Raw genomic sequence first — 26,193 nt, 5'->3', positions numbered from 1 at the left:
GCTCCCACAGTGGTTCAGTGTCGATTTAGAAAGAATCGCCCGGCACGCGCACGAACCCTTCCATCAACACCCGCGCACTACGACTCATGATGGCTTTGTTCACGGTCCATTCGCCGTTGACCTGGCTGGCTTCGGCACCGACGCGCAAGGTGCCCGACGGATGACCGAAACGCACCGCATTGCGTTCGACACCGCCCGCCGCAAGATTCACCAAGGTGCCGGAAATCGCGGCGGCCGTACCGATCGCCACCGCTGCAGTGCCCATCATCGCGTGGTGCAACTTGCCCATGGACAGCGCACGCACCAGCAGGTCGACATCACCGGCTGTAATCGCCTTGCCGCTGGAAGCCACGTAATCGGCTGGTTTGGCGACAAACGCCACCTTCGGCGTGTGCTGCCGCTTGGCGGCTTCGTCAATGTTGGAAATCAGGCCCATGCGCAATGCGCCGTAAGCACGGATGGTTTCGAACATCAGCAACGCTTTCGGGTCGCCGTTGATCGCGCCCTGCAACTCGGTGCCGGTGTAGCCGATGTCTTGGGCATTGACGAAAATCGTCGGAATGCCGGCGTTGATCATGGTCGCCTTGAAGGTGCCGACACCCGGCACTTCCAGGTCATCGATCAGGTTGCCGGTGGGGAACATCGAACCGCCGCCACCCTCTTCATCCGCGGCCGGATCAAGAAACTCGATTTGCACTTCAGCGGCCGGGAAAGTCACGCCGTCGAGTTCGAAATCGCCGGTTTCCTGCACTTCACCATTGGTGATCGGCACGTGCGCGATGATGGTCTTGCCGATGTTGGCCTGCCAGACGCGAACCACGGCAACTCCGTTGTGCGGGATGCGGCTGGCGTCCACCAGGCCATTGCTGACGGCGAAAGAACCGACCGCTGCCGAGAGGTTGCCGCAGTTGCCGCTCCAGTCGACGAACGGCTTGTCGATGGACACCTGGCCGAACAGGTAATCGACGTCGTGATCAGCCTGGGTGCTTTTCGACAGGATCACGGTTTTGCTGGTGCTGGAGGTCGCCCCGCCCATGCCGTCGATTTGCTTGTCGTAAGGGTCGGGACTGCCGATCACACGCAGCAGCAAGGCATCGCGGGCCGGGCCTGGAACCTGTGCCGCTTCGGGCAGATCCTTCAAGCTGAAGAACACGCCTTTGCTGGTGCCGCCGCGCATGTAGGTGGCGGGTATCTTGATTTGAGCCGGGTGAGCCATGGTGCTCATACTCCTGATCCTGAAAACAGGCACGGGACTCAAAGTCCCGTGCCCGTACAGCCTGTGTTAGACGGCAACCGCCGATTCTTCGAGGAAGTCCTGGGCGAAGCGTTGCAACACGCCGCCGGCCTCGTAGATCGACACTTCTTCGGCGGTGTCGAGACGGCAGGTCACCGGCACCTCGACACGCTCACCATTTTTGCGATGGATCACCAGTGTCAGCTCGGCGCGCGGTGTGCGATCACCGATCACGTCGTAGGTTTCACTGCCGTCGATGGCCAATGTGTGGCGGTTGGTACCCGGTTTGAACTCCAGCGGCAACACGCCCATGCCCACCAGGTTGGTGCGGTGAATGCGCTCGAAGCCTTCGGCGGCGATCGCTTCTACACCCGCCAGGCGCACGCCTTTCGCCGCCCAGTCGCGGGACGAACCCTGACCGTAGTCGGCGCCGGCGATGATGATCAGCGGCTGCTTGCGGTCCATGTAGGTCTCGATGGCTTCCCACATGCGCATGACTTTGCCTTCCGGCTCGACGCGAGCCAGCGAACCCTGCTTGACCTTGCCGTTTTCCAGAACCATTTCGTTGAACAGTTTCGGGTTGGCGAAGGTCGCACGCTGCGCGGTCAGGTGGTCACCCCGGTGAGTCGCGTAAGAGTTGAAGTCCTCTTCCGGCAGGCCCATTTTCGCCAGGTATTCGCCGGCGGCGCTGTCCAACATGATGGCGTTGGACGGCGACAGGTGATCGGTAGTGATGTTGTCCGGCAGCACCGCCAGCGGACGCATGCCCTTGAGCGGACGTGCACCGGCCAGCGCGCCTTCCCAGTACGGCGGACGGCGGATGTAGGTGCTCATCTCGCGCCACTCGTACAACGGCGCCACTTTCGGACCGGTGTCTTCGTGGATGGCGAACATCGGGATGTACACCTGACGGAACTGCTCAGGTTTAACAGACGCCTTCACGACTGCGTCGATCTCTTCGTCGCTCGGCCAGATGTCCTTGAGGCGGATTTCCTTGCCGTCGACCACACCCAGCACGTCTTTCTCGATGTCGAAACGGATGGTGCCGGCGATGGCGTACGCAACCACCAGCGGTGGCGAAGCGAGGAAGGCTTGCTTGGCGTACGGGTGGATCCGGCCGTCGAAGTTACGGTTGCCGGACAACACGGCGGTGGCGTACAGGTCGCGGTCGATGATCTCTTGCTGAATCACCGGGTCCAGCGCACCGGACATGCCGTTGCAGGTGGTGCAGGCGAAGGCCACGACGCCGAAACCGAGTTGCTCCAGCTCATCGGTCAGGCCGGCTTCATCGAGGTACAACGCCACGGTTTTCGAACCCGGCGCCAGGGACGATTTGACCCATGGCTTGCGGGTCAGCCCGAGCTTGTTGGCGTTGCGCGCCAGCAGACCGGCGGCGATCACGTTGCGCGGGTTGCTGGTGTTGGTGCAGCTGGTGATGGCGGCAATGATCACCGCGCCGTCCGGCATCTGGCCTGGCACATCATCCCACTGACCGGAGATGCCTTTCGCCGCCAGATCCGACACCGCGACACGGGCGTGCGGGTTGCTCGGGCCGGCCATGTTGCGCACCACCGAGGACAGGTCGAAGGTCAGGCCGCGCTCGTATTGCGCGCCCTTGAGGCTGTCCGCCCACAGGCCGACCTGCTTGGCGTAGTTCTCGACCAACTGCACCTGCTCGTCTTCACGGCCAGTGAGTTTCAGGTAGTCGATGGTCTGCTGGTCGATGTAGAACATCGCCGCGGTGGCGCCATATTCCGGGGCCATGTTGGAAATGGTGGCGCGGTCGCCGAGGGTCAGCGCCGAGGCGCCTTCACCAAAGAACTCCAGCCAGGCACCGACCACTTTTTGCTTGCGCAGGAACTCGGTCAGCGCCAGCACCATGTCGGTGGCGGTGATACCCGGTTGCAGCTTGCCAGTCAGTTCGACGCCGACGCTTTCCGGCAGACGCATCCACGACGCGCGGCCCAGCATCACGCTCTCGGCTTCCAGGCCTCCGACGCCGATGGCGATCACGCCCAGCGCATCAACGTGCGGGGTGTGGCTGTCGGTGCCGACGCAGGTGTCGGGGAACGCCACGCCGTCACGCACCTGGATCACCGGAGACATTTTCTCCAGGTTGATCTGGTGCATGATGCCGTTGCCCGGCGGGATCACGTCGACGTTCTTGAAGGCCTTTTTGGTCCAGTTGATGAAGTGGAAACGGTCTTCGTTGCGACGGTCTTCGATGGCGCGGTTCTTCTCGAACGCCTCGGGATCGAAACCGCCACGCTCGACGGCCAGGGAGTGGTCGACGATCAATTGCGTCGGCACCACCGGGTTCACTTGCGCCGGGTCACCGCCTTGCAGGGCGATGGCGTCACGCAGGCCGGCGAGGTCCACCAGCGCGGTCTGGCCAAGGATGTCATGGCACACCACGCGGGCCGGGAACCATGGAAAATCGAGGTCGCGCTTGCGTTCGATGAATTGCTTCAGGGATTCGGTGAGCGTGGCCGGGTCACAGCGACGCACAAGGTTTTCCGCCAGCACGCGGGAGGTGTACGGCAGAGTGTCGTAGGCGCCGGGCTGGATGGCCTCGACCGCTGCGCGGACATCGAAGTAATCCAGGTGGCTGCCGGGCAGCGTTTTACGGAATTCAGTGTTCATCGTCAGGACTCGGTCACGGTAATTACAAAGGGTGGGGCTGGCACCGGATTCGACATCAACACAATCCACTGTGGGAGCGAGCCTGCTCGCGAAAGCGGTCTTTCAGACGACATTTCTTTTGAATGTCAGTCCGTCTTCGCGAGCAGGCTCGCTCCCACAGGGATCTGGGTTGAATTCAGACCCCGGTGTCGGCCCCCACCATTCAGCGTTGTTCGATTGGCACGAACTTGCGCTGTTCGACGCCGGTGTACTCGGCGCTCGGACGGATGATGCGGTTGTTGGCACGTTGTTCGAACACGTGGGCGGCCCAGCCGGTCAGGCGCGAGCAGACGAAAATCGGCGTGAACAACTTGGTCGGAATGCCCATGAAGTGGTACGCCGAGGCATGGTAGAAGTCGGCGTTCGGGAACAGTTTCTTCTGCTCCCACATGGTCTTGTCGATGGCTTCGGAGACCGGGAACAGCACCTTGTCGCCCACTTCGTCAGCGAGTTTTTTCGACCAGCCCTTGATCACTTCGTTACGTGGATCGCTGTCCTTATAGATCGCGTGGCCGAAGCCCATGATCTTGTCCTTGCGCTCGAGCATGCCGAGGGTGCCCTTGATCGCGTCGTCCGGCGACGAGAAGCGCTCGATCATTTCCATTGCCGCTTCGTTGGCACCGCCGTGCAGCGGGCCGCGCAGCGAACCGATGGCCGCAGTGACGCACGAGAACAGGTCGGACAAGGTCGAGGCGCAAACACGGGCGGTGAAGGTCGAGGCGTTGAACTCGTGCTCCGCGTAAAGGATCAGCGAAACGTTCATCACCTTGACGTGCAACTCGCTCGGTTTCTTGCCGTGCAGCAGGTGCAGGAAGTGGCCGCCGATGGATGGCTCGTCACTCACGCAGTCGATACGCTGGCCTTCGTGGCTGAAGCGATACCAGTAGGTCATGATCGCCGGGAACGCGGCCAGCAGGCGGTCAGTCTTGTCGTGTTGCTCGGAGAAGTCGTTCTCCGGCTCCAGGTTGCCCAGGAACGAGCAACCGGTGCGCATCACGTCCATCGGATGGGCGTCGGCGGGGATGCGTTCCAGCACTTCTTTCAGCGCTTGCGGCAGGTCACGCAGCTTGCTCAGCTTGCTGATGTAAGCCGCCAGTTGGGTTTTGCTCGGCAGTTCGCCGTACAGCAGCAGGTAGGCGATTTCTTCGAATTGTGCGTCAGCCGCCAGTTCGCGAACGTCGTAGCCGCGATAGGTCAGCCCCGCGCCCGACTGGCCCACGGTGGACAGTGCGGTTTGCCCGGCAACCTGGCCACGGAGCCCGGCGCCACTGAGTACTTTTGCTTCGGCCATTTCTGCCTCCAGTTTCTTGAATTTATTAGGGAGTTCTTCGACTTACTTCTTCGCGGCGAACAACGCATCGAGCTTTTGCTCGAAGGTGTGGTAGTCGATGCGATCGTAAAGCTCCATGCGGGTCTGCATGGTGTCGATGACGTTCTGTTGCGTGCCGTCGCGGCGGATGGCGGTGTAGACGTTTTCCGCAGCCTTGTTCATGGCACGGAAGGCCGACAGCGGGTACAGCACCAGCGACACGTCGGCAGCGGCGAGTTGCTCGGTGGTGTACAGCGGCGTCGCGCCGAATTCGGTGATGTTGGCCAGGATCGGCGCTTTCACGCGATTGGCGAACAGTTTGTACATCTCCAGTTCGGTGATGGCTTCCGGGAACACCATGTCGGCACCGGCCTCGATGCACGCGGCAGCGCGATCCAGGGCGGACTCCAGGCCTTCCACCGCCAAAGCGTCGGTACGGGCCATGATCACGAAGCTGTCATCAGTACGCGCATCGACGGCGGCCTTGATGCGGTCGACCATTTCCTGCTGCGAGACGATTTCCTTGTTAGGACGGTGACCGCAACGCTTGGCGCCGACCTGGTCTTCGATGTGAATCGCCGCCGCGCCGAACTTGATCATCGACTTGACGGTACGGGCGACGTTGAACGCCGAAGAACCGAAACCGGTGTCCACGTCCACCAGCAGCGGCAGGTCGCAGACGTCGGTGATGCGGCGCACGTCGGTCAGCACGTCATCCAGGCCGGTGATGCCCAGGTCTGGCACGCCGAGGGAGCCGGCAGCCACCCCGCCACCAGACAGGTAAATCGCCTTGAAACCGGCGCGCTTGGCCAGCAGCGCGTGGTTGGCGTTGATCGCGCCGACCACTTGCAATGGATGCTCGCTGGCGACCGCATCGCGGAAACGCTGGCCTGGTGTGCTCTTGTTCAAACTCATGACTCACCTCGTTTGGCTGTCGGGTTAACGCCGTCCTGGTAATGACGGGCGATATTGCGTTTGGAGGCGCCGATGTGGCGGCGCATCAATAACTCGGCCAACTCACCGTCACGGTCGGCGATGGCATCGAGAATGCGGTGGTGCTCGGCAAAGGCCTGGTGCGGGCGATTGGGCGTGGTGGAGAACTGGATGCGGTACATCCGCACCAGCTGATAAAGCTCGCCGCAGAGCATCTGCGTCAGGGTGCGGTTACCGCTGCCCTGGATGATTCGGTAGTGGAAGTCGAAATCGCCTTCCTGCTGGTAATAGCCTCGACCGGCCTGGAATGCCTCATCGCGCTCGTGGGTTTCGAGGACTCGGCGCAGTTCGTCGATTTCTTCGACGCTCATGCGCTCGGCAGCCAGGCGACAGGCCATGCCTTCGAGGGATTCGCGGATTTCGTAGAGTTCCAGCAGCTCGGCGTGGTTGAGCGACACGACCCGCGCCCCGACGTGCGGCACGCGCACCAACAGGCGCTGGCCTTCAAGACGGTGAATGGCCTCGCGGAGCGGCCCCCGGCTGATGCCATAGGTACGGGCCAGCTCCGGCTCGGAGATCTTACTGCCCGGGGCGATCTCGCCCTTGACGATGGCCGCCTGGATACGCCGGAAGACGTTCTCGGAAAGTGTTTCCGAATCGTCCTGGGCGGTGAGTGGCGGATGGAGTTGCTCCAACATATTGTCGACACCTTGAAAACCAATGCCGCAAAAACTAGCGAAATCGGCCATCAGAGTCAAAGGATAAATAGATATTGTCGACAATCGTCTAATAACCGCTTGCACCATAAAGACGCAGCAACGCGACTTATAGCCGCCGGCCAGCGCTGGCGCCATAAAACCACCGTGCTAGAATGCCGCCCGCATTTGTTTGTCACATCTGCACTGCCTGTCATAAATAGCTGATAGGCATACGAGGAGCTTGCGCAGCAATGCCAGGGTCTTGAATCGAAATACGGCCCGCTTTGCACCAGGATTTATGAGACTCAAGCCCTTCCCCGCCTACCTTTATTTTCTTTGCCTGCCCGGCGTCGCAGTGGCAGGGGAAAAGACTGTGTATGGCCTCAATGAGTACGCATCGCTTGGCGGACTCGACCTGGAAGTGGCCGCCAAACTCGATACCGGGGCGAAAACCGCTTCCCTCAGCGCCCGCGACATCAAACGTTTCAAACGCAATGGCGAATCCTGGGTGCGCTTCTACCTGGCCATCGACACGGCCCATACGCACCCCATCGAACGGCCGCTGGCCCGCGTCAGCAAGATCAAGCGCCGGGCCGGCGACTACGATCCGGAAGAAGGCAAGAAGTACACCGCCCGTCCGGTGATCGAGCTGGATATCTGCATGGGCTCGGCCTTACGCAGCATCGAGGTGAACCTGACCGACCGCAGCGCGTTCCAGTACCCGCTCCTGATCGGCTCCGAAGCACTCAAACGCTTCGATGCGCTGGTCGACCCCAGTCTTAAATACGCTGCCGGCAAACCCGCCTGCGCCATCGACGCTCATACCGCAGAGTAATACCAATGCGCTCTCTTACCCTTCATCTGAAAATGCTGATCGCCATCCTGGTGGTGCTGGGCATTTCAGTTACGGCCTATCAGATCTTCGTGCTGGGCATTCCCGTGACCGAAGACGCCACCGACGACTTGTGGAACATCGACGCGAAGGTCGAGTTCGTCGCCAGTGCCAAGGACCCGGTCAAGATCCAGATGTTCGTGCCGCCGCTGAGCCGCGACTACGTCAGCCTCAACGAAAGCTTCATTTCCAATAACTACGGGGTGGCGGTCAACAAGGTTGACGGCAACCGCAAGGTCACCTGGTCGGCACGACGGGCGAAAGGCAACCAGACCCTTTATTACCGTCTGGTGCTGACCAAGCGCTACAGCGCCGAGAAATCCAAGGTCAAAGGCCCGACCTTCCGTGACAGCATCGCCCTCGACGGCCCGGAAAAAATCGCTGCCGAAGCCCTGCTCGCACCGATCCGCCAGCATTCGGCCGATGTCGAAACCTTCGTTGGCGAAGCGATCAAGCGTGTCAACAATCTCAACGACGACAACGTGAAGCTGCTGCTGGCCGGCGATCCGTCCACCGCGCAAAAGGCCAGGATCGTCGAACTGGTACTGTCCATTGCCCACGTGCCGGTGGAGAAGGTCCACACCATTCGTCTGGTGGCCGATCAACCACAAACTCCTGAGCTCTGGCTGCGCAGCTTCAATGGCACCGACTGGCTGTACTTCAACCCGGAAACCGGTGAACAGGGCCTGCCGACCGACCGCCTGCTGTGGTGGACCGGTGACGAAAACCTGATCACCGTCGATGGCGGCAAGAAGGCCACCGTCACGTTCAGCATGAACAACAGCGAAATGAACGCCATTCGCCTGGCCAAGCTGACCGACGAGAACACCGACGCCAATTTCCTCGAATATTCGCTGTACGGCTTGCCCCTGCAAACCCAGCAGACCTTCATGATCATGGTGATGATCCCGATCGGCGTGCTGGTGATCCTGATCCTGCGCAACCTGATCGGCATTCAGACGCTGGGCACCTTTACGCCGGTGCTGATTGCCCTGGCCTTCCGCGAAACCCAGCTGGGCTTCGGCATCGTGCTGTTTACGATTATCACGGCCTTGGGGTTGTCGCTGCGCTCCTACCTTGAGCATCTGAAACTGCAAATGCTGCCGAGGCTGTCAGTGGTGCTGACCTTCGTGGTGGTGTTGATCGCTGCCATCAGCCTGTTCAGCCACAAGCTCGGTCTGGAGCGCGGGTTGTCGGTGGCGCTGTTCCCGATGGTGATTCTGACCATGACCATCGAACGCCTGTCGATTACCTGGGAGGAGCGTGGTGCCGGCCACGCCATGAAAGTGGCCGTCGGTACACTGTTCGCCGCGTCCCTGGCGCACCTGATCATGACCGTGCCGGAGCTGGTGTACTTCGTCTTCACCTTCCCGGCGATCCTGCTGATCATGGTGGGTTTCATGCTGGCCATGGGTCGTTATCGCGGCTACCGCCTGACCGAACTGGTGCGCTTCAAGGCCTTCCTGAAGAAGGCTGAAGCCTGATGTTCGGTTTCTGGAAAACCTGGAAGGCCCTGGAAGCCCAGGGCATCATGGGGATTAATCGGCGCAACGCGGACTACGTGCTCAAGTACAACAAGCGCAGCCTGTACCCGATCGTCGATGACAAGATCATCACCAAGGAACGCGCCATAGCCGCCGGCATCCATGTGCCGCAACTCTATGGCGTGATCTCCACCGAGAAGGAAATCGACAAGCTCGACGAGATCATCGGCGGGCGCAACGATTTTGTGATCAAGCCGGCCCAGGGCGCTGGCGGCGACGGCATCATTGTGGTCGCCGACCGCTTCGAAGGCCGTTATCGCACCGTATCGGGCAAGATCATCAGCCACGAAGAGATCGAGCACCATATTTCCAGCATTCTCACCGGGCTGTACTCCCTGGGCGGTCACCGCGACCGGGCGCTGATCGAATACCGCGTGATTCCGGACCAGATCTTCAAGAGCATCAGTTACGAAGGCGTGCCCGACATCCGTATCATCGTGCTCCTGGGCTACCCGGTCATGGCCATGCTGCGCCTGCCAACCCGTCAGTCCAGCGGCAAGGCCAACCTGCACCAGGGCGCCATCGGCGTCGGTGTCGACCTCGCCACCGGCCTGACCCTGCGTGGCACCTGGCTGAACAACATCATCGCCAAACACCCGGACACCACCAACGCGGTGGACGGCGTGCAACTGCCCTATTGGGACGGTTTCATGAAACTCGCCGCCGGCTGCTATGAGCTGTGCGGGCTGGGCTACATCGGTGTCGACATGGTGCTCGACCAGGAAAAAGGCCCGCTGATCCTCGAACTCAACGCCCGACCGGGCTTGAACATCCAGATTGCCAATCATTGCGGCCTGACCTTGCGAACCCATGCGGTCGAGGCGCGACTGGAAGAGTTGAAGGCTCGCGGTGTGACGGAAACCGTCGAAGAGCGTGTGGCGTTTGTGCAGGAGATGTTCGGGCATATTCCGCCGGTCGAGGGTTAATCCAAAACCGCGTCGCCCCCTACGCGAGCAGGCTCGCTCCCACAGGAGCTGTGTTGAACCCTGTGGGAGCGAGCCTGCTCGCGAAGACGATCTCACGGTCGATACATCAATCAAGCCTGCCCCAATCTGCCAATCCCCGACATCCCCTGTAGGAACAATTCCCCGAGGGGACTACAATCGCCACCCCGCCTCGATGGCTGATCCAACCCGCCCATGCTGACCTGTTCCGTACACCCGCTGCCCTATTGTGCCAACCCCGCCGAGTACTTCGCGGCCATTCGACATGCCCCCGGTGCCGTGCTGCTCGACAGTGGCCGTCCCAGCGCCGAGCGCGGACGGTTTGACCTGCTCAGTGCCTGGCCGCTGGAGCAACTGGCGGTGGCGCCTGACGAAAGTGGCGGCCATTTCCTGCAGCGCCTGCGGGATAACCTGACGCGACTGGGCGAAGCATCCCTGCCCGAACCTTATGAATTGCCATTCGTCGGCGGTTTGATCGGCTACCTGAGCTACGACTTCGGCCGCCACCTGGAAAACCTGCCGAGCCAGGCCCTGGATGATCTGCAATTGCCGGATGCGCGTTTCGGCCTGTACGACTGGGCACTGATCAGCGATCACCTGCGGGCCACCAGCCAGTTGGTGTTTCACCCGACGCTGGCCGACAGCGAGCGTCAGCGCCTGATCCAGCTGTTCAGCCAGCCAGCCACTGAAGGGGTCGAGCGGTTCACACTGCAAGCACCCATGAAGGCGGACCTCAGTGCTGATGAGTATCAACAGGCGATCGAGCGTATTCAGCAATACATCCAGGCCGGCGACTGTTATCAGGTCAACTTCGCCCAGCGCTTCCGCGCGCCCTGCCAGGGTGATCCATGGGCGGCGTATTGCGCCTTGCGCCTGGCGTGCCCGACACCGTTTTCCGGCTTCCAGCGTTTGCCCGACGGTGGCGCGGTGCTGAGCCTGTCACCGGAGCGCTTCGTCAAAGTCAGCGAGCGCCAGGTGGAAACCCGTCCGATCAAAGGCACGCGCCCGCGGGGTCTCACGGCTGCCGAAGACGCGGCCAATGCCGGCGAACTGCTGGCCAGCCCCAAGGACCGCGCGGAAAACCTGATGATCGTCGACCTGCTGCGCAACGATCTCGGTCGCACCTGCCGCACCGGTTCGGTCCGGGTGCCGGAACTGTTCAGCCTGGAAAGCTACCCCAACGTGCACCATCTGGTCAGCAGCGTGACCGGCGAACTGGCGGATGACCGGGACGCGCTGGACCTGATCGCCGGCAGCTTTCCCGGCGGCTCGATTACCGGCGCACCGAAGATTCGCGCGATGCAGATCATCGATGAGCTGGAGCCGACCCGACGCGGGTTGTATTGCGGCTCATTGCTGTACCTGGACGTGCGCGGCGAGATGGACAGCTCCATCGCCATTCGCAGTTTGCTGGTCAAGGACGGGCAGGTGTGTTGCTGGGGGGGCGGCGGGATTGTGGCGGATTCCGAGTGGCAGGCGGAGTATCAGGAATCGATTACCAAGGTGAAGGTGCTGCTCGATACCCTGCAAAATCTTTAAAAGCATCGCGGGCAAGCCTTGCTCCCACAGGTTTTGTGTCGATTCCAATGTTGTGGTCCGACACAAGACCTGTGGGAGCAAGGCTTGCCCGCGATGACGTCAGAACAGACGACTACAGGCCTAACGGTCGATTCGAAGCCTTGATGAACTCCTGCTTCAATTCCTCAAACGTATGCACCGCCGGGAACTGCGGGAACTCGCGAATCACGTTATCCGGTGCATGAAACAGAATGCCGGCATCCGCCTCGCCCAGCATCGTGGTGTCGTTGTAGGAATCCCCTGCCGCAATCACCCGGTAGTAAAGGCTCTTGAACGCCAGGACTGACTGACGCTTGGGATCTTTCTGACGCAACTGATAACCCGTTACCCGCCCTGTTTCATCCGTAATCAGACGATGGCAAAGCAAAGTCGGGAAGCCCAGTTGACGCATCAATGGCTGGGAAAACTCGTAGAAGGTGTCTGACAGAATCACCACCTGAAAGCGCTCACGCAGCCAGTCGACGAATTCGATGGCACCGTCCAGCGGTTTGAGCGTGGCGATCACTTCCTGGATATCGGCGAGCTTGAGGCCGTGTTCGTCGAGAATCCGCAGACGCTGCTTCATCAACACGTCGTAGTCGGGAATGTCCCGGGTGGTGGCCCTGAGGGATTCGATCCCGGTTTTTTCGGCAAACGCGATCCAGATTTCCGGGACCAGCACACCTTCAAGATCCAGACAGGCAATTTCCACAAGACACTCCCATTTGTATTGTTTATTGAGTCGAGCGAGCCCGAACTCTAGCGACTCCACCCCCACCGCGCAACGCAGAGGACGCCCCGGTCGGTGCAGCTTTTTGTTAACATCGACCCCATATAGAGCGCCCAGCGCCACCGACCTGTAGGAAGCCGCCCTGATGAGCCCAACGTTCGACGTCGTGGAACTCGCCACGACCTATGCCAACAAATCTGCCCAGGACATCCTGAAACTCGCTTTCTCCGAGTTCGGCGATGACCTGTGGATATCTTTCAGCGGTGCCGAAGACGTGGTGCTGGTGGACATGGCCTGGAAGCTGAACAAGAACGTCAAGGTGTTCAGCCTCGACACCGGTCGCCTGCACCCCGAGACCTACCGTTTCATCGATCAGGTGCGCGAGCACTACAAGATCGACATCGAACTGGTGTCGCCGGACTACACCAAACTCGAACCGTTCGTTAAGGAAAAGGGACTGTTCAGTTTCTACAAGGATGGCCATGGCGAATGCTGCGGCATCCGCAAGATAGAACCGCTGCGCCGCAAACTGTCCGGCGTCAAAGCCTGGGCTACCGGCCAGCGTCGCGACCAGAGCCCTGGCACCCGCAGCGCCGTCGCGGTGATGGAAATCGACACCGCGTTCTCCACCCCGGAGCGCACTCTGTACAAATTCAACCCGCTGGCACAGATGACCAGCGAAGAGATCTGGGGCTACATCCGCATGCTGGAGTTGCCGTACAACAGCCTGCATGAGCGCGGCTTCATCAGCATCGGCTGCGAACCCTGCACCCGCCCGGTACTGCCGAACCAGCACGAGCGTGAAGGTCGCTGGTGGTGGGAAGAAGCCACGCAGAAGGAATGCGGGCTGCATGCCGGCAACATCATCAGCAAATCCAAAGCCTGATCCCGTCTGGCAACCCTCTGTAGGAGCCGGCTTGCTGGCTCCTACAGGTTTGGTGACCGACCGAGAAAATGTGTACACACGAATGTCACCATCGGTGCCATTTATGTGTGCACTTTTTGTTTCTGCGCCCCCAAAAGTTACATTTACCCCGCCTCAATTGCGCTGCCACTTCCTTCTCAAACCCCGTCCAGAAAATAAATACCTGTTCGATCAGTCAGCTTATATCGCCCGCTTTTCAGTGGTTTATCACCCGCTGATAACAAAACGAAATGAGCAGTAATTTCCATAGATCCAGGGCTGGCATAGATCTCGCTTAAGTGCATACATGTTTTGTATACAATCAATTCAAATCATACATACACTTTAGATCCGCAAGCCTGAAGCGCCCTATCCCGTACAGGCTGCAGATGCCCCGTAACCAATGATATTCGCCACCCGCGACGAAGATTTGTCGAGCCCACGCTCAAGCACAGTCATCGCGGCGTCGAGCATCAGGAGCCTGCCGGAATGCGTACAAGTCTCTCCAATAACAATATTGCGCTGGATCTACCCTCCTCCCATTCCACTCACACCGTCGGCGAGCAAACCTTTGAATGCCCCGTGGTGCTCAGCCCGCGCCTGCACAACAAGGATTTGGCGCCGACCAAGGCCGAAGGCCGACGCTGGGGTCGCTATAGCATTTTCGCCCTGTGGACCAACGACGTTCACAACATCGCCAACTACTCGTTCGCCATCGGCCTGTATGCCCTTGGCCTGGGTGGCTGGCAGATTCTGCTGTCCCTGGGGATCGGCGCGGCGCTGGTGTACTGCTTCATGAATCTCTCCGGCTACATGGGCCAAAAGACGGGTGTGCCGTTTCCGGTCATCAGCCGGATAAGTTTCGGCATCCACGGTGCGCAAATTCCTGCATTGATCCGGGCCGTGATCGCCATCGCCTGGTTCGGGATTCAGACGTACCTGGCTTCAGTGGTCTTCCGTGTCCTGCTGACCGCCATACACCCCGGCTTCGCCGACTATGACCATGACTCGATCCTCGGACTATCGACCCTGGGCTGGGTGTGCTTCGTGGCAATCTGGTTCGTGCAGCTGGCGATTCTCGCTTACGGCATGGAGATGGTGCGGCGCTACGAGGCGTTTGCCGGGCCGGTCATTCTGCTGACCGTCGCCTCACTCGCCGGGTGGATGTACTTTCAGGCCAATGCGACCATCGCCTGGTCGATCCGCGAGCCGCTGACCGGCGGTGAGATGTGGCGCAATATCTTTGCCGGTGGCGCGTTGTGGCTGGCGATCTACGGCACGCTGATCCTCAATTTTTGTGATTTCGCCCGTTCTTCGCCGTGCCGCAAGACCATCAAGGTCGGAAATTTCTGGGGCTTGCCGGTCAATATTCTGGTGTTCGCCGCCATCACTGTCCTGCTGTGCGGCGCGCAATTTCAGATCAATGGCCGGATCATCGAAAGCCCGACCGAAATCATTGCTTCGATTCCCAACACGTTCTTTCTGGTCCTCGGTTGCCTGGCGTTCCTGATCGTCACCGTGGCGGTCAACATCATGGCCAATTTCGTCGCCCCGGCCTTCGTGCTCAGCAACCTGGCGCCCAAATACCTGACCTTTCGCCGGGCCGGGCTGATCAGCGCGACCATCGCCGTGCTGATCCTGCCGTGGAACCTCTACAACAGCCCGTTGGTGATCGTGTACTTCCTCTCCGGCCTTGGCGCGCTGCTCGGGCCGTTGTATGGCGTGATCATGGTCGACTACTGGCTGGTACGAAAAGGCCGGATCAACGTGCCGCAGTTGTACAGCGAAGACCCGAACGGCGCTTATTACTACAGCCGCGGGGTCAATTTGCGCGCCGTGGCGGCGTTCATTCCCGCCGCCTTGATCGCCATCGTTCTGGCACTGGTACCGGGCTTTCATCTGGTATCGCCATTCTCCTGGCTGATCGGCGCCGGTATTGCCGGGATGCTCTACCTGATCATCGCCAAACGCCAACCTCATTACACCGACGTCAGCGGTGAATCCATCGCCGTCGATAACGTCAGCCACTGACTCCATCGCGGCCCGGCAGTGTCGGGCCGCAGACCCACTCTTTTATAAGCATCCCGCTATAAGGACTTCCCATGCGAATTCTCGTGGTCAACGTCAACACCACCGAATCCATCACCCAGGCCATCGCCCGTTCGGCGCAGGCCGTTGCTTCTCCCGGTACGGAAATCGTCGGCCTGACACCCCACTTCGGCGCCGACTCGATCGAAGGCAATTTCGAAAGCTACCTGGCCGCCATCGCGGTCATGGACCGGGTGATGTCCTACGACCAGCCCTTCGATGCGGTGATCCAGGCCGGTTACGGCGAACACGGCCGTGAAGGTCTGCAAGAACTGCTCAACGTGCCGGTGGTGGACATCACCGATGCGGCGGCGAGCACCGCGATGTTCCTCGGTCATGCCTATTCGGTGGTCACCACTCTCGACCGCACCGTGCCACTGATCGAGGATCGTCTGAAGCTATCCGGGCTTTGGGATCGCTGCGCGTCGGTGCGGGCCAGTGGCCTGGCCGTATTGGAACTGGAACACGAGCCGCAACGCGCTCTGGAGGCCATCGTGCAGCAGGCCGAACTGGCGGTGACCCAGGACAAAGCCGAGGTGATTTGCCTGGGCTGCGGCGGGATGGCCGGGCTGGATGAGCAGATTCGCCGACGTACCGGCGTGCCGGTGGTGGATGGTGTGACGGCAGCGGTGACCATTGCCGAATCGCTGGTGCGATTGGGGTTGTCCACCTCGAAGGTGCGGACTTATGCGACGCCGCGGCCGAAGAACATCATTGGCTGGCCGGGGCGGTTTGCCCGTTAGACCGCGTTATCGTTTATCGCGGGCAAACCACGCTCCCACAGGTTCTGTGCCGTTCACATTACTGTGGTACGACGCAAAACCTGTGGGAGCGTGGCTTGCCCGCGATGGCCACACCTCGGTCTCAATCCTGTCTCAAACGGCACTAAACCGCTGCCCCAACCCCTGCTCGGCAAACTGTTCGATAATGAAATCGACAAACGCCCGGGTCTTGCCCGGCAGCAGTTTGTGCTCGGCGTAATAGATCGAAATATTGCCATCATCGACATACCAATCCGGCAATACCCGCTGCAACTTGCCCGCGTCCAGATAGCCGACGGCGAAGGGCATGCTCACCAGCGCAATGCCCAGACCCTGGGCCGCCGTGGCACACGCCGCTTCCGAGTCGCTCATGGTCATTCGCGCTTTCAGGGACAGCGGACTGTGTTGCCGGCTGCGGCTGGTCAATTGCCAGGAGCGTACGCGGCCGGTCTGCGGCGAGCGAATCAGGATGCCATCGTGATGCTTGAGATCGTCGGGCTCGATGATTGCCTCGTGCGCCACCAGATAGTCCGCAGAAGCGACCAACACGCGATGGGCCGGTGTCAGCTTGCGCGCCACCACGCCTTGGGGCAGTTCGAATCCACCACCAATCGCAGCGTCGAAGCCCTGGCCGATCAGATCGACCTGACGGTTATCGAAATGCCAGTCCGGGTTGATCGCCGGAAAGCGTCGCAAAAACTCCCCGAGCAACGGCACGATGTACAAGCGCCCGAACACCGTGCCCATGCTGACCTTCAACGTTCCCGCCGGACGCCCCTCGGCGCTGGCGAGATTGGCCACGGCATTCTGGATCGTGTGCAAACTGGCACTGACTTCGCCGAGGAACAGCTGACCTGCCTCTGTCAGCGTCAGGCTGCGGGTACTGCGCTGGAACAGTCGGACTCCCAATCGCGCTTCAAGCTTGGCGACGCTTTTGCCCACCGCTGCCGGTGTCAGGCTCAAGCGTCGTGCGGCTTCGGCGAAGCTGCCGACCTCGGCGCTGCGCACAAAGCATTCGATACTGCTGAAGGTTTCCATGGTCGCCACTATAAACTTTTGGTTTACACAGACTATCGTAATTACCGTCTACACAGCGTGTAATCGGAAATCGATACTAGGCTCCATCAACCGGGACATCCTGCCTCGGGACTTTGGAGATCGATATGACTACTCAGAACCTCAGCGGCAAAGTGGCTTTGATCCAGGGCGGCTCCCGCGGGATTGGCGCCGCCATCGTCAAACGCCTGGCCGCTGAAGGCGCGACAGTCGCCTTTACCTATGTCAGCTCCACGGCCAAGGCCGAAGAATTGCAAAACAGCCTCATCGCCAACGGTGGCAAAGCCCTGGCCATCAAGGCCGACAGCGCCGACGCCGACGCCATTCGCAATGCCGTGAACGCCACGGTAGAAACCTTTGGTCGATTGGACATCCTGGTCAACAATGCCGGCGTGCTGGCCGTTGCCCCGCTGGAAGAATTCAAACTCGAAGATTTCGACCAGACCCTGGCCATCAACGTACGCAGCGTGTTCATCGCGACTCAAGCCGCCGCCCGCCACATGACCGAGGGTGGCCGAATCATCAACATCGGCAGCACCAACGCTGATCGCATGCCCTTTGCCGGTGGTGGCCCGTACGCTATGAGCAAATCGGCGCTGGTCGGCCTGACCAAAGGCCTGGCCCGGGACCTCGGACCTAAAGGCATCACCATCAACAACGTGCAGCCCGGCCCGGTGGATACCGACATGAACCCGGCCGACGGTGACTTTGCCGACAGCCTGATTCCGTTGATGGCCGTGGGGCGTTACGGCAAAGCCGAAGAGATCGCCAGTTTTGTCGCCTACCTCGTCGGCCCGGAAGCCGGCTATATCACCGGTGCGAGCCTGACCATCGACGGTGGTTTCGGCGCCTGATACAGGTCAGCTCAATACAATCCCCCTGTAGGAGCGAGCCTGCTTGCGATAGCGGTAGATCAGAGACATCAATGTCACCTGACACACCGCCTTCGCGAGCAGGCTCGCTCCTACAGAGGGATTTGTGTCAGGCCCAATCGAGCGCTGGCAAACCACAGGCACTTGGCTTGAACGCTCTGAGCGTACGAAGAATCCCATCAGCGTGTGCGTATTTTTCATCAGCCATCGCAACATCCGGAATCGCAATCGCCGTCATCCCCGCCGCTTTCGCCGCCGTGACACCGAACGGCGAATCCTCGAACACCAGGCAATCCTCCGGTGCAACACCCAGGCGTCGCGCAGCGGTCAGGAAGATATCCGGTGCCGGTTTGGCCGCGCCAACTTCCGGGTCATCAGCAGTGACGATGGTGTCGAACAGCGCGAACCACTCCCGATGCAAGGTGGTTTTCTGACCAAACGACTGGCTCGACGAACTGGTACCCACCGCGATGGGAATGTTATTGGCCTTCAGATGCCGTACCAATTCCTGTGCGCCTGGCATCGCTTGTGCTGTAGGAAAACGCTCGCGCATCAGGGGCTCGCGGATCAGCAGAAACTCCTCGGCACTGATCGGCAAGTCCAGCGCTTCGACCACGTAACGGGCCAGGTCGCCGGCGCCACGACCGATGATGTTCTGCTTGATGCTCCAGTCGAATATCCGCCCATAGCGCCCGGCAATGATGGACGTGACTTCGGTGTAAATGCACTCGGTGTCCAGCAGCAAGCCGTCCATATCGAATATCACGGCCTTGATCGGGCCGAACTCATTCAGCGCTGCATTCATCGCATCAGATCCGTTTTCAATGGCATCCCAGGCGGCTCGGGTGCGGCCGGTTCCGTGATGGATTAAAGGTTTCAGCAGCATAGCGAGCGCGACCGGCATAGAGCAACGGGCAGAATCCGCCCCTGTTTAAGCAATGACGATGATTTAGCGATTTGCCCTACAGCAAACACCACCTTTCCCGACTTCTTTCTCGACTGATCCACCGCAGAGTTTCGCGCTCCCTCTTCAGCCGTACGAAAGACTGCGAATGTTCGATCCTGACAAGCTGCTGGCCCTGAACAACACCATCGGCTTGCTGGTGGTCGCCGCGATGAACCCGGAGCAACCGGACATCGAAGCACTGCTCGGTGAATTCCGCCTCTGTCTCAACGACTACGAGGCCTGGGCGCAAAGCTTCTGGACCGGCGGCACACTGGATGTCGAGCAGGTGTTCAAGGTCGGCAATGACGTCCACCTCAGTGCGCCGAAGAACGCCACCGCCCCCATCAGTTCCACCGTCGCCATGTGCCCCGCCAGCGGACCGCTGACCCTGGTGCATATGTTCGAAGCCGCGCGCTTCGTGCCGATCGGCAATACGCCAGTGATGCTCGAACCCTTGCTCAACGAAGGCCAGGGCGAGCCCCAGTATGGCGCACCGATTCACGAAACCATCGGCCCCGGCGGCATCCTCGAAATCCCCGATTGCTGGCGCGGCAATCGTTACCGCATCACCTTTTTTCCCAACGTCACCACTGATCACATCAAAGCACTTTACGACTCATACCAAGGTGTCGTCGGTGAACTGGAAGGCTGGTTGCGCAGCGAGTGGGAGAGCGAGTTTCAAACACAGTGGGCCGGGTTTTCCGAGGCAAATTTCAAAGAACGCTACGGCATGCTGCAACGCGCCGACTGGCGGGGCTTCGAGAACTCACTGAACGGCTTATGGGACGACGTAAAGCAACTCTACGCCCTGATCGCCGACCTGCAGGCCAACAGTGCAAAACTCCTTGAATACCTGACCGAAGCCGAACTCGAGAGGCTGCTGAAGGCATCGACCGACGCCATTGCCAATCTGTTGCTGGTGCTGAGCGACGAGCCATTGATGTTCATTTATCTGGCGGCTTTCACCAGTTGGCTGAAGATGTTGCCGCCGCAGTACATCGCCGAAGTCGTGGCACAAATTCGTACAGAGCTGCTGATCAGTTTCCTGCTGGTGTGCTTGACCGGTCCATTAGGGTTGAAGCTCGGCATGAGCACCAAAGTGCTGGGCAGGATCAAGTCCGAGCGCGCCCGACGCTGGCTGGCCGCGGCGGTTTTGCGACTGGCAGAACTCACGAGCCGCCCTGATCTGACCGCTCACGCGGGCGCTCTCAAGCCCTTGATGGTGAGTGCCCGAAACGCACCGCTGAAGCCTGCCCCCACCGTGCCGTTGCGGATCAGAGCGGCAGGTTCGGCGGATAGGCTGGTAGACAATCCGGTTGCCATTGCGCGGAACAAGTCTGAAGCCAGGACGCGTCTGGGGCGACAGGAACATCGGGACGACGTTCCGAAACAGGCGAAGAACCCCAACGGCGACAGCGCCGAACCCGCCGCCCACACCGCCACCCACGGCTGTCCGCTGTCGCTGGTTACCGGCGAGGAACTGCTGAGCCTCACCGACGGCACCCTCGACGGTCTGCTGCCCTTCGCCTTCACCCGCCTGTATCGCACCAGCGCCGTCGACATCGACATCGACTGCGGCCTCGGCTTCGGCTGGAGCCATGCGCTGAGCCAGCGCCTGGAGCTCGACGGCGACACCGTCACCTGGGTCGATCCGGAAAACCGCCGTACGCCGTTTCCCCGCCCCAGCCTGGCGCGCCCGGCGATCCACAACAGCCTGGCGCGGGCGGCAATCTACCTCGGCGAGCAGGCGGATGAGCTGATCGTGGCGCTGGCCGGCGAGGCGCCGCGTTTCCAGCACTTTATCGACGGGCGTCTGAGCGCGATCAGCGACGCCTACGGCAACCGGCTGACGGTGCAGCGCGATTTGTCTGGCCGCATCCAGCGCCTCGATAACGGTGCCGGGCGTTGTTTGCGGCTGCGCTATGACCGCCAGCACCTGATCGCCGTCGACTACCAGTGCTTTGACCTGGCCGACGAGCAGCCGCCGGCCTGGCGCACGGAGCAGACCCTGGTCAGCTACCGCTACGACGGCCGCGGCCGGCTGATCGAGGCGAGCAACGCCGTCGGTGAAAGCGAGCGCTACGACTACGACGAGCAGCACGTCCTCCTGCAACGGCAGCTGGCCGGCGGCGCCAGTTTCTACTGGGAGTGGGAGCGCGCCGGCAAGGCAGCCCGCTGCATCCGCCACTGGGCCTCCTTTGCGCAGATGGACACGCGTTATGCCTGGGACGACGCCGGGGGGGGGCGGCTCACCCACGCCGATGGCAGCCAGGAACGTTACGTCCACGACGACCAGGCGCGGCTGGTGCGTCGGATCGAGGCTGACGGTGGTGAGCTGCTTAAGGCTTATGACGCCCAGGGCCGCCTGATCGCCGAACAGGATGCGCTGGGCGCGGTCACCGAATACCGCTACGACGAAGTCGGACGGCTGGTCGCGCTGATTCCGCCGGAAGACGCGCCAACGTCCTACGAGTACCGCAACGGCTTCCTGCATGCGCGCTATCGCGGTCAAGCCAAGTGGACCTACCAGCGCAATGCCCAGGGCGATCTCACCTGGCTGATCGACCCCGACGGCCAGAGCACCTACCACGAATACGACGCGCAAGGGCGCCTGGTGCTGATCCGCTATCCGGACCACAGTCAGCATCTGTTCACCTGGAACCGCCTCGGCCAACTGCTCGAAGAAACCCGCCCCGACGGCGGACGCCGGCAGTATGCCTACGACGCGCGGGGGCGACGGACCACGGTCGAGGACGAGTTCGGCGGCATCACCCGCTACCAGTGGGACGCCGTCGGCCGCCTGTTGCAGGTGACGTTGCCGAGCGGCGCCCGCCGCACCTTCAGCTACAACGCCTACGGCCGGATTACCGCCGAGCGCGACGAACTGGAGCGCGTCACCCGCTACGAGTACGCCGACGATTTGCACTTGGTCAGCCGGCGGATCAACCCCGACGGCAGCACGCTGCAGTACCGCTACGACCACGCGCAGCTGTTGCTCACCGCGATCGAGAACGAGTCCGGCGACAGCTATCGGCTGGACTACACGCCCGGTGGCTTGATCCGCCAGGAAACCGGCTTCGACGGTCGGCGCACCGCCTATGCCTACGACCTTAAGGGTCAATTGCTGGAGAAAACCGAGTTCGGCGATGACGGCTCGCAGCTCGTCACCGCCTATCAACGCGACAGCGCCGGACGCCTGTTGCTCAAGACCCTGCCCGACGGGAGCAAGGTCGAGTACCGCTATGACCGCCTGGGGCGGCTGGTCAGCGTCGACGACGGCCAGGCGCATCCGCTGGCGTTCGAGTACGACGCCCATGACCGGCTGATCACTGAACACCAGGGCTGGGGCACCCTGCGCTACGGCTATGACGCCTGCGGCCAGCTGCAGCACCTGCGCCTGCCGGACAACAACCGCTTGCAGTACCACCGCGCCGAAGGCGGCGCGCTGACCGCCATCGACCTCAACGGCACGCGCCTGACCGGCCACCAGTTCGCGTGCGGCCGCGAACGCCAGCGCCAGCAAGGGACCTTGTTGAGCGACTACGCCTACGACGATCAGGGCCGCCTGCAGGCCCACGCCGTCAGCCAACAGCAACGCCCACGGTACCGTCGCGATTATGCCTACAGCGCCAGCGGCCAGCTCCTGCAGATCGACGACAGCCGTCACGGCCCGCGCCACTACCAGTACGACCCGTGCGACCGCCTGACCGGCGTGCGTCATGCCCGTCACGACGAGGCGGAACACTTCAGCCACGACCCGGCCGGCAACCTGCTGATCCACGACCGCCCCGGCCCCTGGCACCTCAAGGGCAACCGCCTGCTACGCCGCGCCGATCGCCACTACACCTACGACGCCTTCGGCAACCTGAGCCGCGAACGGCGGGGCGACCGCGTCACCGAGTACCGCTACGACAGCCAGCACCGCCTGATCGGCATCACCCTGCCGGACGGCCGCCACGCGGCCTACCGCTACGACGCCTTCGGCCGGCGCATCAGCAAGACCGTCGACGGCCACACCACCAGCTTCTTCTGGCAAGGCGACCAACTCGTCGCCGAAAGCAGCCCGAGCCACTACCGCAGCTACCTCTACGAACCCGGCAGCTTCCGCCCGCTGGCCCTGCTCGATGGAAAAGGCCCGACAAAAGCCTGCCCGTTCTACTACCAACTCGACCACCTCGGCACCCCGCAGGAACTCACCGACTACGGCGGCGAAATCGTCTGGTCGGCCCGCTACACGGCCTACGGCAAACTGCGCCAACTGACCCACGGTGGCGGCGAACAACTGGAGCAACCACTGCGCTTCCAGGGCCAGTACTTCGATGCTGAGAGCGGGCTGCACTACAACCGCCATCGTTATTACCAGCCGGATAGTGGCCGTTATCTGACGCCGGATCCCGTGAAGCTGGCGGGTGGCTTGAATGCCTATCGCTATGTGCCGAACCCGACGGGGTGGGTGGATCCGTTGGGGTTGAGTGATTGTCCGGGTGGGGATGGGTGTAAAAGGCCGGCGGTTGGGGAGCGGGATTCGAGCGCGAAGACTAAGGTTGATGAAGGGGAGCCTGTCCAACCAGGTCAAAAAAAAGAGAACTATTATTTATACCGTGGAGATGATCGAGAACCATGGGAAATTTTTGAAGCTGGATTTGAACCTTTGGGAGATAGCAAAGACCTTTACCTACATGCCGTGGACAATCGAAACCCTCCAAGTTACTTTGTCAGCACATCAATCAAAGAAAGTGAAGCAATAAAATTTGCCACTGGCTACGGACTTGTTGATGGATATGTTTATGTATTGAAAAACATTAAAGGAATAGATGTAAACAAGGACCTTGGCCTAATGTCCCCACACAAACGGGAGGTTGAAATTGCGTTTCCCGGAGGAATTAAAAATTACGACATCGTCGGTGCCACACCAGTCAACGATGATGGTAGCTACAAAGGGTATTCGATACCCAACCCACAAAGGAAGAAACCATGAAGCCATTTACAATAACGATCGATATAGAAGGCACCATTGAAACAGCAATAATTGAATGTGATAGGCGAACATCCACGCTCACATTTGAAATGCAAGACGGCTTAAGGAAAACCTATACAGCCTACGATCTCTTTGTATGCTTCGGCATGTTAAGAGCCGAGCACCCTAAGATTAAATTTCTGTGCAAAGGAGCAAAGTTGAATGTCCACCCCTCTAGAATGTCATCCCAGATGTCCAAGGGACTCGTCGCGTACGAATTAAAACTTGGCAAATCCAGCGAGGAGGAAGACGTGGTACGCATATTTGATTATGAGGATGAAAACATAACAAGCAATATTGAAGAGCAAATTTCTTTCTATAAAAAATGGATAACCTCGCTAACCAAACAATAAACCCATTGCCAAACCAATCTTTTAAATAAGCACCTCTCTCACATGATGTCTTATCAGTGCCGTACGAACATAATCCGGAACGAATATGCCAAAAAGAAAGATAAAACTAAAACTCGAACACTCTATAGAAACCGCGATCCTTATAGACAACTACAACAAATTGACACTAATTAGAAAAAATGGATTCAGAAAAACATACACCGATGAAGATTTATATTTATGCCTTGCACAAATAAGGCAAGAATTCCCCAACATAAAATTTCTTTGCAAAGGAGCAAAAATCAATGTTTTTCCATCCTCAATGTGTTCACAGATGAGTAATGGTGCTGTTGCATATGAAAAAACTCTCGGAGAAAAGGCATCTTTCGATTTAATAGTCAGCATTTTCGATTTTGACGATCAGAACATTACTAGCGACATTTCCGAGCAGCGAGATTTTCACCAAAAATGGATGAACTCTTTTGGTGACTTCGATTAGTTTTTACTCTAAAGCTTGTCTACGACATGCCCCCACTAGAAGCACAGCTCAAATCACTAACTCTTTACTTCTGAATTATTCACACCATTCCTACTACTACCTCTTCGCGGGCAAGCCCGCTCCCACAGGGTTTTGTGTCGTGCGTAAGAATCGGGATCAACATAAAATCTGTGGGAGCGCGGCTTGCCCGCGATGGCGTCAGCTCCGTCAGCGCTGTCCCGCCAGCCAGCAGCTTCAGGCAGCAGCCACTTTCCAGGGGGCCACAAAATCGACGAGCGACACTGCATCGCGGGTGCAAATCAGCTGGGCTCACCCGAACAATCCTTCCCGGCGATGTCCGGATCATCAGGGGTCACTTCAATGTCCATGCGCTTGACGTCTTCATTGGGCACTTGCTCGACACCCGCGTCATCATCAGGTGGACGCTGATCGCGGCTCAGGGGATCGGTAGGTGAAGGCAGCGGATATTCAGGGGTATCGTCGATGTCGGTGTCTTTCGGATCAGCGTTCATGGAGCACCTCGCAGAGAGCCTGAAAGGCAGGCCCTGACATTTCGAGGCAGCGGCGATGCACGCGTTCGATCAGATAGACAATCGGTCATGCACTGGAACACAAAACCCGGCACTTGGCCGGGTTTGTTCTGTCGGGCGATACCGACATCAGTGATGTTTGTTACGGTGATTATGCTTGTGTTTGTGGCCCCCACCGGAATGGGAGCTGTCGTGGTCGCTTCCCAGATTGTTGCCGACCGCGCCCCCCGCCGCCCCGCCGAGGCCTGCGCCGATGGTCGAACCGGTTGAGCCGCCGAGGCTGTTACCAATCACCGAACCACCCGCCGAGCCCAGGCCACCACCGACCGCCGCTTCTGTGCGACTGCCCTTGCGCGCGCCGACTGCGCTACCGGCGGCGCCACCGACACCGGCGCCAATCGCAGCGCCGGTACTGCCGCCCATATGCCCGCCGACGACGTTACCCAGTGCGCCGCCAATCCCGCCACCGACCGCGGCGTCGCCGTCACCGGCCGCCATTGCCAGGGGCGTGAGCAGCAGCCCGAGAATCAAGGCCGGTAGTAAGAGTCGTGTTGCACGATGGCTGTCAACTTCCTTGCCGCTGATATTCGCTGTCATGGCGTGCCTCGCAATCTTCAGGGATTTGAAGCTTTGAGGCCGCACAGAGAAAAACGTTCGTTTAATCG

Annotated in this window: 22 protein-coding genes; 12 read left to right on the top strand and 10 right to left on the bottom strand. The window is 60.1% G+C overall.

Annotated features, from left to right (window positions below):
• Positions 1–25 precede the first annotated feature (25 nt).
• The 5 genes from prpF to LAB08_RS07805 all read right to left on the bottom strand — a co-directional run bounded on the left by prpF (position 26) and on the right by LAB08_RS07805 (position 6,853).
• Entirely contained in the window at positions 26–1,216 is a 1,191-nt protein-coding gene (gene prpF, locus LAB08_RS07825) for a 2-methylaconitate cis-trans isomerase PrpF (protein WP_096515512.1), read from the bottom strand.
• Between the two features lie 66 nt (positions 1,217–1,282).
• Positions 1,283–3,877 (bottom strand): Fe/S-dependent 2-methylisocitrate dehydratase AcnD, encoded by a 2,595-nt coding sequence (acnD, locus tag LAB08_RS07820; RefSeq protein WP_096512761.1) that lies wholly within the window; start codon positions 3,875–3,877, stop codon positions 1,283–1,285.
• 202 nt (positions 3,878–4,079) lie between these two features.
• A complete protein-coding gene (gene prpC / locus LAB08_RS07815) occupies positions 4,080–5,207 on the bottom strand; it encodes a bifunctional 2-methylcitrate synthase/citrate synthase (RefSeq protein ID WP_096512762.1) in 1,128 nt (375 codons plus the stop codon).
• Positions 5,208–5,249: 42 nt separating this feature from the next.
• The gene (gene prpB, locus LAB08_RS07810; protein ID WP_096512763.1) at positions 5,250–6,140 is read right to left on the bottom strand and encodes a methylisocitrate lyase; all 891 of its coding nucleotides are present in this window, start codon (positions 6,138–6,140) and stop codon (positions 5,250–5,252) included.
• Positions 6,137–6,853 (bottom strand): GntR family transcriptional regulator, encoded by a 717-nt coding sequence (locus LAB08_RS07805; RefSeq protein ID WP_172901684.1) that lies wholly within the window; start codon positions 6,851–6,853, stop codon positions 6,137–6,139. Before LAB08_RS07805 ends, prpB begins: the two co-directional genes overlap by 4 nt.
• Before the next feature lie 301 nt (positions 6,854–7,154).
• Here LAB08_RS07805 and rloA point away from each other — a divergent pair, with 301 nt between their 5' ends.
• From rloA to pabB, 4 genes are all read left to right on the top strand, one after another.
• Positions 7,155–7,691, top strand: a complete 537-nt coding sequence (gene rloA, locus LAB08_RS07800; RefSeq protein WP_096512765.1) for a retropepsin-like aspartic peptidase RloA — start codon at positions 7,155–7,157, stop codon at positions 7,689–7,691.
• 5 nt (positions 7,692–7,696) lie between these two features.
• A complete protein-coding gene (gene rloB / locus LAB08_RS07795) occupies positions 7,697–9,232 on the top strand; it encodes an osmotic stress tolerance membrane protein RloB (RefSeq protein ID WP_096512766.1) in 1,536 nt (511 codons plus the stop codon).
• Positions 9,232–10,218 (top strand): alpha-L-glutamate ligase-like protein, encoded by a 987-nt coding sequence (locus tag LAB08_RS07790; RefSeq protein WP_096512767.1) that lies wholly within the window; start codon positions 9,232–9,234, stop codon positions 10,216–10,218. Before rloB ends, LAB08_RS07790 begins: the two co-directional genes overlap by 1 nt.
• A 213-nt stretch (positions 10,219–10,431) precedes the next feature.
• On the top strand, positions 10,432–11,775 hold the full coding sequence (gene pabB / locus LAB08_RS07785; protein ID WP_096512768.1) for an aminodeoxychorismate synthase component I: 1,344 nt from the start codon (positions 10,432–10,434) through the stop codon (positions 11,773–11,775).
• Between the two features lie 112 nt (positions 11,776–11,887).
• Here the strand turns inward: pabB and thrH are convergent, their stop codons facing one another.
• Positions 11,888–12,505, bottom strand: coding sequence for a bifunctional phosphoserine phosphatase/homoserine phosphotransferase ThrH (thrH, locus tag LAB08_RS07780; protein WP_096512769.1), 618 nt, complete (start codon positions 12,503–12,505; stop codon positions 11,888–11,890).
• A 163-nt stretch (positions 12,506–12,668) separates the two neighbouring features.
• On the opposite strand from thrH, the gene LAB08_RS07775 reads away from it, so the two are divergent.
• The 4 genes from LAB08_RS07775 (at position 12,669) to LAB08_RS07760 (ending at position 16,258) form a co-directional block, all read left to right on the top strand.
• Entirely contained in the window at positions 12,669–13,409 is a 741-nt protein-coding gene (locus LAB08_RS07775) for a phosphoadenylyl-sulfate reductase (protein ID WP_096512770.1), read from the top strand.
• The gene (locus tag LAB08_RS07770) at positions 13,375–13,689 is read left to right on the top strand and encodes a hypothetical protein (RefSeq protein ID WP_157755740.1); all 315 of its coding nucleotides are present in this window, start codon (positions 13,375–13,377) and stop codon (positions 13,687–13,689) included. The genes LAB08_RS07775 and LAB08_RS07770 overlap by 35 nt, the downstream gene beginning before the upstream one ends.
• 227 nt (positions 13,690–13,916) lie before the next feature.
• Complete coding sequence (locus LAB08_RS07765; protein ID WP_096512771.1) at positions 13,917–15,458, top strand: NCS1 family nucleobase:cation symporter-1; 1,542 nt, start codon at positions 13,917–13,919, stop codon at positions 15,456–15,458.
• A 71-nt stretch (positions 15,459–15,529) separates the two neighbouring features.
• Positions 15,530–16,258: an aspartate/glutamate racemase family protein gene (locus LAB08_RS07760; protein ID WP_093217412.1), complete on the top strand. Its 729-nt coding sequence runs from the start codon at positions 15,530–15,532 to the stop codon at positions 16,256–16,258.
• 132 nt (positions 16,259–16,390) lie between these two features.
• On the opposite strand, the gene LAB08_RS07755 is transcribed toward LAB08_RS07760, so the two are convergent.
• A complete protein-coding gene (locus tag LAB08_RS07755; protein WP_096512772.1) occupies positions 16,391–17,314 on the bottom strand; it encodes a LysR family transcriptional regulator in 924 nt (307 codons plus the stop codon).
• Between the two features lie 125 nt (positions 17,315–17,439).
• Here LAB08_RS07755 and LAB08_RS07750 point away from each other — a divergent pair, with 125 nt between their 5' ends.
• Complete coding sequence (locus tag LAB08_RS07750; protein ID WP_096512773.1) at positions 17,440–18,186, top strand: 3-oxoacyl-ACP reductase family protein; 747 nt, start codon at positions 17,440–17,442, stop codon at positions 18,184–18,186.
• A 127-nt stretch (positions 18,187–18,313) separates the two neighbouring features.
• On the opposite strand, the gene LAB08_RS07745 is transcribed toward LAB08_RS07750, so the two are convergent.
• Positions 18,314–19,009: an HAD-IA family hydrolase gene (locus LAB08_RS07745; RefSeq protein ID WP_096512774.1), complete on the bottom strand. Its 696-nt coding sequence runs from the start codon at positions 19,007–19,009 to the stop codon at positions 18,314–18,316.
• 247 nt (positions 19,010–19,256) lie between these two features.
• On the opposite strand from LAB08_RS07745, the gene LAB08_RS30575 reads away from it, so the two are divergent.
• The 3 genes from LAB08_RS30575 (at position 19,257) to LAB08_RS07730 (ending at position 24,998) form a co-directional block, all read left to right on the top strand.
• Positions 19,257–24,128 (top strand): RHS repeat-associated core domain-containing protein, encoded by a 4,872-nt coding sequence (locus tag LAB08_RS30575; RefSeq protein WP_096512775.1) that lies wholly within the window; start codon positions 19,257–19,259, stop codon positions 24,126–24,128.
• The gene (locus tag LAB08_RS07735; RefSeq protein WP_096512776.1) at positions 24,125–24,520 is read left to right on the top strand and encodes a hypothetical protein; all 396 of its coding nucleotides are present in this window, start codon (positions 24,125–24,127) and stop codon (positions 24,518–24,520) included. Before LAB08_RS30575 ends, LAB08_RS07735 begins: the two co-directional genes overlap by 4 nt.
• An 85-nt stretch (positions 24,521–24,605) precedes the next feature.
• Positions 24,606–24,998, top strand: coding sequence for a hypothetical protein (locus LAB08_RS07730; RefSeq protein WP_096512777.1), 393 nt, complete (start codon positions 24,606–24,608; stop codon positions 24,996–24,998).
• Between the two features lie 299 nt (positions 24,999–25,297).
• On the opposite strand, the gene LAB08_RS07725 is transcribed toward LAB08_RS07730, so the two are convergent.
• Positions 25,298–25,510 carry a hypothetical protein gene (locus tag LAB08_RS07725; protein ID WP_096512778.1) on the bottom strand — a complete coding sequence of 71 codons (213 nt, stop codon included), beginning with the start codon at positions 25,508–25,510 and terminating at the stop codon, positions 25,298–25,300.
• A gap of 147 nt (positions 25,511–25,657) precedes the next feature.
• On the bottom strand, positions 25,658–26,026 hold the full coding sequence (locus tag LAB08_RS07720) for a glycine zipper domain-containing protein (protein WP_121103798.1): 369 nt from the start codon (positions 26,024–26,026) through the stop codon (positions 25,658–25,660).
• Positions 26,027–26,193 lie beyond the last annotated feature (167 nt).

The sequence above is a fragment of the Pseudomonas izuensis genome (assembly GCF_002356535.2).
Lineage (GTDB): Bacteria > Pseudomonadota > Gammaproteobacteria > Pseudomonadales > Pseudomonadaceae > Aquipseudomonas > Aquipseudomonas izuensis.
This window is presented reverse-complemented; position numbering and strand designations above follow the sequence as displayed.

What these genes read in the sequence shown, in the direction of transcription:
- LAB08_RS30575 (WP_096512775.1), top strand. Translation starts at nt 19,257, where the DNA reads ATGTTCGATCCTGACAAGCTGCTGGCCCTGAACAACACCATCGGCTTG.
- LAB08_RS07760 (WP_093217412.1), top strand. Translation starts at nt 15,530, where the DNA reads ATGCGAATTCTCGTGGTCAACGTCAACACCACCGAATCCATCACCCAG.
- LAB08_RS07750 (WP_096512773.1), top strand. Translation starts at nt 17,440, where the DNA reads ATGACTACTCAGAACCTCAGCGGCAAAGTGGCTTTGATCCAGGGCGGC.
- LAB08_RS07765 (WP_096512771.1), top strand. Translation starts at nt 13,917, where the DNA reads ATGCGTACAAGTCTCTCCAATAACAATATTGCGCTGGATCTACCCTCC.
- prpB (WP_096512763.1), bottom strand. Translation starts at nt 6,140, where the DNA reads ATGAGTTTGAACAAGAGCACACCAGGCCAGCGTTTCCGCGATGCGGTC.
- rloA (WP_096512765.1), top strand. Translation starts at nt 7,155, where the DNA reads ATGAGACTCAAGCCCTTCCCCGCCTACCTTTATTTTCTTTGCCTGCCC.
- prpF (WP_096515512.1), bottom strand. Translation starts at nt 1,216, where the DNA reads ATGGCTCACCCGGCTCAAATCAAGATACCCGCCACCTACATGCGCGGC.
- rloB (WP_096512766.1), top strand. Translation starts at nt 7,697, where the DNA reads ATGCGCTCTCTTACCCTTCATCTGAAAATGCTGATCGCCATCCTGGTG.
- prpC (WP_096512762.1), bottom strand. Translation starts at nt 5,207, where the DNA reads ATGGCCGAAGCAAAAGTACTCAGTGGCGCCGGGCTCCGTGGCCAGGTT.
- LAB08_RS07730 (WP_096512777.1), top strand. Translation starts at nt 24,606, where the DNA reads ATGCCAAAAAGAAAGATAAAACTAAAACTCGAACACTCTATAGAAACC.
- LAB08_RS07790 (WP_096512767.1), top strand. Translation starts at nt 9,232, where the DNA reads ATGTTCGGTTTCTGGAAAACCTGGAAGGCCCTGGAAGCCCAGGGCATC.
- LAB08_RS07725 (WP_096512778.1), bottom strand. Translation starts at nt 25,510, where the DNA reads ATGAACGCTGATCCGAAAGACACCGACATCGACGATACCCCTGAATAT.
- LAB08_RS07755 (WP_096512772.1), bottom strand. Translation starts at nt 17,314, where the DNA reads ATGGAAACCTTCAGCAGTATCGAATGCTTTGTGCGCAGCGCCGAGGTC.
- acnD (WP_096512761.1), bottom strand. Translation starts at nt 3,877, where the DNA reads ATGAACACTGAATTCCGTAAAACGCTGCCCGGCAGCCACCTGGATTAC.
- LAB08_RS07720 (WP_121103798.1), bottom strand. Translation starts at nt 26,026, where the DNA reads ATGGCGGCCGGTGACGGCGACGCCGCGGTCGGTGGCGGGATTGGCGGC.
- LAB08_RS07735 (WP_096512776.1), top strand. Translation starts at nt 24,125, where the DNA reads ATGAAGCCATTTACAATAACGATCGATATAGAAGGCACCATTGAAACA.
- LAB08_RS07775 (WP_096512770.1), top strand. Translation starts at nt 12,669, where the DNA reads ATGAGCCCAACGTTCGACGTCGTGGAACTCGCCACGACCTATGCCAAC.
- LAB08_RS07745 (WP_096512774.1), bottom strand. Translation starts at nt 19,009, where the DNA reads ATGAATGCAGCGCTGAATGAGTTCGGCCCGATCAAGGCCGTGATATTC.
- pabB (WP_096512768.1), top strand. Translation starts at nt 10,432, where the DNA reads ATGCTGACCTGTTCCGTACACCCGCTGCCCTATTGTGCCAACCCCGCC.
- LAB08_RS07770 (WP_157755740.1), top strand. Translation starts at nt 13,375, where the DNA reads ATGCCGGCAACATCATCAGCAAATCCAAAGCCTGATCCCGTCTGGCAA.